Consider the following 5,098-nt stretch of genomic DNA (forward strand, 5'->3'; position numbering starts at 1 on the left):
CACGCCGCGCCGCGAGCAGTGCCCCGCTCGGCGCCCGCCGAAGAGGCTCGCACTGCGGCGTGTACCCGGCCTCCGGACCGCGAACAGCGCCCCGTCCGGCCGCCCGGTCACGTGCGGTGACGGGCGCCCGGTGACGAGGCCGATGGCGCGGGCCGTCGCCGGGCGGTCCCTCAGCGGGGCAACTGTCCCTCCCGGTTGATCTCCGTCACCCGCGCGCGGAGCACCACGCCGGGTGGCGCCGGCCGCACCGCTTCGGTCGGACAGTCCCACTCCGTACCACCACCGGGCGGACGCAGCTGAATGTTCGGCCCCACTCGGCCCATCACCCGCCCGACCTTGCCCGTCCGCGCGTCGACGGCGAACGATCCACGCTCCGGCACACACGGCTCAAGCCCTTCGACCGACATGTTCCACGCCCTCCTTCACCTGGGCGTTCTCCCCTTCGAGCCCTCTCTTCATGCGTTCCGGCGCCGCAGGGCGATCCGCAGCCACGGCGACGCGAGCCCGACACCCGCCAAGCCGCTTCTCAAACGTGCCACGGTCTCCTCGGCCACTCGCAGGTTCCCCTCGGCCGGCGTGCGTTGGCCGGTCGTCTTCATGGGCTCATTCCTTCCGCACCGAGTACAGCCCCGAGCGCCGAAGGGCTCCCCCACGCGTCGTACTCCCAGGCCCCGTCCCGCGGGTCTATCGTGAACGTATGGCCACTCCCGAACTCATCCGTATCGTCTCCCGCGACTCCCCGATGGCCCTGGCCCAGGTGGAGCGGGTCCGGGCCGAACTCGCCCTGCTGCACCCCGGTATCGCCACCGAGGTCGTGCCCGTGAAGACGACCGGGGACAAGTGGCTGGGGGACCTCTCCCAGGTGGAGGGGAAGGGGGCGTTCACCAAGGAGGTGGACGCTGCGCTGCTCGCCGGTGAGGCCGATCTCGCGGTGCACTGCGTGAAGGACGTACCGGCGGACCGGCCGCTGCCGGCCGGCACGGTGTTCGCGGCGTTCCTGAAGCGGGACGACGTACGGGACGCCCTCGTGCACCCCGGTGGGCTCACGCTCGACGAGCTGCCGGAGGGTGCGCGTATCGGGACCTCGTCGGTGCGCCGGATCGCGCAGTTGGCGGCCTCGCACCCGCATCTGGAGTGCGTGCCTTTCCGGGGCAACGCCAACCGGCGGCTGGAGAAGCTGGCGGCGGGCGAGGCGGACGCGCTGTTGCTCGCGGCGTCCGGGCTGGCCCGTATCGGGCGTACCGACGTCATCTCCGAGGTGCTGTCCACGGAGGCGATGTGCCCGCCGATCGGGGCCGGGGTGCTCGCGCTCCAGTGCCGTGAGGGCGATCACGCGACGATCGAGACGGTCAGCGGCCTCAACCACGCTTCCACCTATCGGGAGATGACCGCCGAGCGGATGTTCCTGCACGTGCTCCAGGGACACTGCAACAGCCCGATCGCCGGTTACGCCACCTCCCGGGGTGGCGGCGAACTCTCGTTGCGGGCTTGCGTGTTCACCCCGGACGGCAAGACGGTCCTGAACGCCCACGAGTGGGCCGGCCCGCTCGATCCCGCCACCCTCGGCACCTCCGTCGCGGTCACCCTTCTCCGTCAGGGCGCCCGCGAGCTGATCGACTCCATCGCGCACTGAGGGCGACGGCCCGTGCGGGAGGGATGACGGCGTGGAACTGAACGGGGACCGGGTCCTGTTGCGGCCGACGGCCGACGGTGATGCCGAGATCCTGGACAGGGTGGTCCGCGAGCCCGAGGTCGCGGCGTGGTGGTCGCCGCCCCCGACCAGCTACCAGGACAAGCTGGCCATCGTCTTCGAGGGCGAGGTCATCGGCGCCGTCCAGTTCAGCGAGGAGACCGACCCGCAGTTCCGCCGGGCCGGTATCGACATCTTCCTGACGGCCAGGCTCCGCGGGCGAGGGCTCGGCGCCGACGCCGTCCGGACGCTGGCCCGGTGGCTGGTGCGGGAACGCGGCCACCACCGGCTCACCATCGACCCCGCGGCGGCCAACACCGCGGCCATCCGCTGCTACACCAAGGTCGGGTTCAAACCGGTGGGCGTCATGCGGGCGTACTGGCACAACGAGCACTCGGGCGCCTGGGAGGACGGTCTGCTGATGGACCTGCTCGCGCACGAGCTGGCCTGAGCGGCGTCCGGGCGGCGCCCCGGCCCCTCACGCCGGTGGCGCCCCCGCGCCCGTGCGGCCGGACAGCATCACATGATGGAGCTCCGCCCCGGCGCCCCCGGGACGCGCCTCACCGACCTTCCGGTAGCCCCACTTCCGGTAGACGGCCGGGGCCGTCCCGCTCGCCGGGTTGACGTTCAGGAGCACTCGCTCGACCCCGATGCCGTCGAGCAGCGCCGTGTGCAGCCTCCGCGCGACGCCGCGTCCGCGCCACGGCCCCCGCACGGCGAGTTCCAGGAGCCCGAAGGTGCGGTGCCCGTCCTCGCGCCGCATGTCGTCGGGGACGGGTTCGGTCAGCTCGTCCCACCACACGGCGTCGGGCCCGAGCGGGTGCCCGTACGCCATGCCGATCGGCACGCCGCTCCCGGTGCGGGCCAGGACGGCGCGGAAGCCGGGCTTACGGGTCAGTACGGGGAAGCGGCGGAAGGCGGCGTCGACCTCGTCCTCGGTCTCGTCGTAGGGCGGCTCGGCGAACGCTTCGGCGTAGATCAGCCTGAACTCCCCCGCGGCGCGCAGCGCGCCCGGCCCGTCCAGGCGCTCGGTCCCGATGGTCTCTCGCGGCGTCATTCGATGCCCCCTCCCGAACGGTGGCGCGTCGTCGAACGGGGCAGCTCGGCCCCACCGTTGTCAGTCGCCCACGGTACTTTCCCGCCCATGGGGATCTATCTGGTCAGTGTGGGTGCGCAGGATTGGTTCGACGCCGAGGAGGACGGGTGGGGCGACGTCTCGTCCGCGCTCGCGGGGGAACTCGCGCGGCGGGGCCTGCCGCCCTTCACCGACCTGCCCGAGGTGCCGGAGTTCGAACGCGGCTCGGGACAGGCCTTCGAGGAGAAGCTGACAGGGTCCATGGACGGCTTCGTCGACCTGTGCGAGGCGCACCTGTCGCGGGAGGAAGCGGAGACCCTGTACGGGTGGTCGGTACTCGTGCCGTTCTCCCTGGAGGAGCAGATCTGGCTGCCGACCCCCGCTCCGTACTCCGACGAGACCTTGGTGGTCGGCGCTCCGCAGGCGCTGGCGCTCGCGGAGCGGCTGGCGGAGGCCGTCGGTCTGCCGGACGAGATCCCCGGTACGAGCGACAACCTCGAACTGACCTCGTGGTTCCGGGACGAGGAGGTCGAGGAGCGGTCCACGGCGGCCGAGGTCCGCCCGGGGCGGTGGAGCATGGACCTGGACACGGCGTTCTACGTCGCCCTGTACCTGCGCGCGGCGCGGCACTCGATACGTCGCGGCTGCCCCATCGTCCTCACCTGACGTCGAGGGAGGAGACCGTCGTGGGCACCTGGGACACCGGCCCCTTCGACAACGACACGGCCGCGGACTTCGCCGACACCCTCGACGACACCGCCCCCGAGGCACGCGAGGTCCTGGTGAGAGCCGTTCTCATCCGCACGATCGACGCGATCGACTGGCTGTCGGAAGCGGACGCGGCGGTGGCCGCCGCCGCGCTGATCGCGGCGCAATGTCCGGGAGGGGACCCCGTCGAGACGTCCTACGGGCCCAGAGCGCCCATGCCCCAATTCCCCTCCGACCTGCGAGCACTCGCCGACGAAGCCGTCGCCCGGGTCGCCACCGCCGAGGAGGGTCCGTCCTCGGACTGGAGCGACCAGAAGGCATGGGAGCGGTGGCAGGCCATGCTCGCCCGCCTCCGTGCGGTGCTCGCTCCTTCGCCGCCGACCATCGCCCTTTTCGACGTCGAGCCGTGATCGAGCGAACTGCCGATCCGAAGCGAACTTCCTTCCAGGCGTGACACTAAAGAGTGAATCTCACCCGACGCCCGGCTTCTCGCACCGCCGCGAGCACGCCACAACCGGGCCACCACGGAGCACACTTCGCCGCTCTCCGCAGCCTCTTCCGCCTCTGCGGTCCCCCTCGGCCCCACCCGCATGCGTGCCGGAGCTCTTCCGGGGCCCGAGGTTCCGCTTGTCGGGTAGGCAACACGTTCCGAGGGCTCCGCGCAGGGCATTTCGCTGTCGGCGAGACGCGGCGTCCGGTGGGTGGGGCGTCCGTAGCTTCGGAGCGCTGAACCGAAGTGTCCGAAGTGTGCGGAAGGCAGGAGAGCACCATGGGAACACTGGAAGGCAGAACCGCCGTCGTGACGGGCGGCTCCCGGGGAATCGGCCGGGGCATCGTGGAGCGGCTCGCGCGGGAGGGCGCCCAGGTCGTCTTCAACTACGCGCAGAACACCGGGGCGGCCGAGGAGGTCGTCCGTACCGTCGAGGAAGCCGGCGGCCAGGCACGGGCGTTGAAGCTGGACCTGGCGGAGTCCGGGGCGGCCGAAAAGCTGATGGAGGCGGCCGAGGAGCAGTCCTCGGGGGGCGTCAGCATCCTGGTGAACAACGCGGCGCTGAGCTTCATGCCGGCGCCACTCGCCGCGATCGAGGAAGACGTCTTCGAGCAGGCGTTCGCGGTGAACACGAAGGCCGCGTTCCTCACCCTGCGGTACGCGGCCCGGCACATGCCGGACGGCGGCCGGGTCATCAACATCTCCACCCTCAACACCCTGCGTCCGGCCCCGGGCATCGTGCCCTACCTGGTCAGCAAGGGCGCCCTGGAACAGCTCACCGCCGGTGCGGCGATCGAACTGGGCGCGCGCGGGATCACCGTCAACACCGTCTCCCCCGGCGCCACCGACACCGACCTGCTGCGGGGCAGCAACCCGGCCGAAGCCCTGGCCACCATCCCGACGATGACCCCGCTCGGGCGCCTCGGGACGCCCGCCGACATCGCGGCCGTGGTCGTCTTCCTCTCGGGCGACGAGGGCCGCTGGATCACCGGCCAGAACATCCGGGCCACCGGCGGACTGGGCTGAGGCTGAGGCGCCCTTCGTGAACGGGCCCCGCACCCGCCCGCTCTGGAACCTCTGGACCGACGGGGTCGAGGCCGGTCCCACCGCGCACCCGGGCGAGAGCCCGGCCGAG

Annotated in this window: 8 protein-coding genes and 1 pseudogene; 6 read left to right on the top strand and 3 right to left on the bottom strand. The window is 71.9% G+C overall.

Annotation, left to right across the window (positions count from 1 at the left end):
- Window positions 1-170: 170 nt before the first annotated feature.
- Complete coding sequence (locus ACWD3D_RS33315) at window positions 171-407, bottom strand: hypothetical protein (RefSeq protein WP_451464451.1); 237 nt, start codon at window positions 405-407, stop codon at window positions 171-173.
- Window positions 408-455: 48 nt separating this feature from the next.
- The gene (locus tag ACWD3D_RS33320) at window positions 456-599 is read right to left on the bottom strand and encodes a hypothetical protein (protein ID WP_451464452.1); all 144 of its coding nucleotides are present in this window, start codon (window positions 597-599) and stop codon (window positions 456-458) included.
- Window positions 600-697: 98 nt separating this feature from the next.
- On the opposite strand from ACWD3D_RS33320, the gene hemC reads away from it, so the two are divergent.
- Both hemC and aac(6') read left to right on the top strand, forming a co-directional pair.
- Entirely contained in the window at window positions 698-1,633 is a 936-nt protein-coding gene (hemC, locus tag ACWD3D_RS33325) for a hydroxymethylbilane synthase (protein WP_451464453.1), read from the top strand.
- A gap of 31 nt (window positions 1,634-1,664) precedes the next feature.
- Window positions 1,665-2,141: an aminoglycoside 6'-N-acetyltransferase gene (gene aac(6'), locus ACWD3D_RS33330; RefSeq protein WP_451464454.1), complete on the top strand. Its 477-nt coding sequence runs from the start codon at window positions 1,665-1,667 to the stop codon at window positions 2,139-2,141.
- 27 nt (window positions 2,142-2,168) lie between these two features.
- Here aac(6') and ACWD3D_RS33335 read toward each other — a convergent pair whose 3' ends face one another.
- Complete coding sequence (locus tag ACWD3D_RS33335; RefSeq protein ID WP_451464455.1) at window positions 2,169-2,747, bottom strand: GNAT family N-acetyltransferase; 579 nt, start codon at window positions 2,745-2,747, stop codon at window positions 2,169-2,171.
- An 87-nt stretch (window positions 2,748-2,834) separates the two neighbouring features.
- On the opposite strand from ACWD3D_RS33335, the gene ACWD3D_RS33340 reads away from it, so the two are divergent.
- From ACWD3D_RS33340 to ACWD3D_RS33355, 4 genes and pseudogenes are all read left to right on the top strand, one after another.
- On the top strand, window positions 2,835-3,431 hold the full coding sequence (locus ACWD3D_RS33340) for a hypothetical protein (RefSeq protein WP_451464456.1): 597 nt from the start codon (window positions 2,835-2,837) through the stop codon (window positions 3,429-3,431).
- A gap of 20 nt (window positions 3,432-3,451) precedes the next feature.
- Window positions 3,452-3,883, top strand: coding sequence for a DUF4259 domain-containing protein (locus tag ACWD3D_RS33345; RefSeq protein ID WP_451464457.1), 432 nt, complete (start codon window positions 3,452-3,454; stop codon window positions 3,881-3,883).
- A gap of 359 nt (window positions 3,884-4,242) precedes the next feature.
- Entirely contained in the window at window positions 4,243-4,989 is a 747-nt protein-coding gene (locus ACWD3D_RS33350) for an SDR family oxidoreductase (protein ID WP_451464458.1), read from the top strand.
- 28 nt (window positions 4,990-5,017) lie between these two features.
- Window positions 5,018-5,098 (top strand): annotated as a pseudogene (locus tag ACWD3D_RS33355) (histidine phosphatase family protein); the annotation flags it as partial.

Source organism: Streptomyces sp. NPDC002690 (genome assembly GCF_053592415.1).

Excerpts from the sequence above, each read along its gene's own strand:
- hemC (WP_451464453.1), top strand. The coding sequence starts at position 698 with ATGGCCACTCCCGAACTCATCCGTATCGTCTCCCGCGACTCCCCGATG.
- ACWD3D_RS33335 (WP_451464455.1), bottom strand. The coding sequence starts at position 2,747 with ATGACGCCGCGAGAGACCATCGGGACCGAGCGCCTGGACGGGCCGGGC.
- ACWD3D_RS33350 (WP_451464458.1), top strand. The coding sequence starts at position 4,243 with ATGGGAACACTGGAAGGCAGAACCGCCGTCGTGACGGGCGGCTCCCGG.
- ACWD3D_RS33340 (WP_451464456.1), top strand. The coding sequence starts at position 2,835 with ATGGGGATCTATCTGGTCAGTGTGGGTGCGCAGGATTGGTTCGACGCC.
- ACWD3D_RS33315 (WP_451464451.1), bottom strand. The coding sequence starts at position 407 with ATGTCGGTCGAAGGGCTTGAGCCGTGTGTGCCGGAGCGTGGATCGTTC.
- ACWD3D_RS33320 (WP_451464452.1), bottom strand. The coding sequence starts at position 599 with ATGAAGACGACCGGCCAACGCACGCCGGCCGAGGGGAACCTGCGAGTG.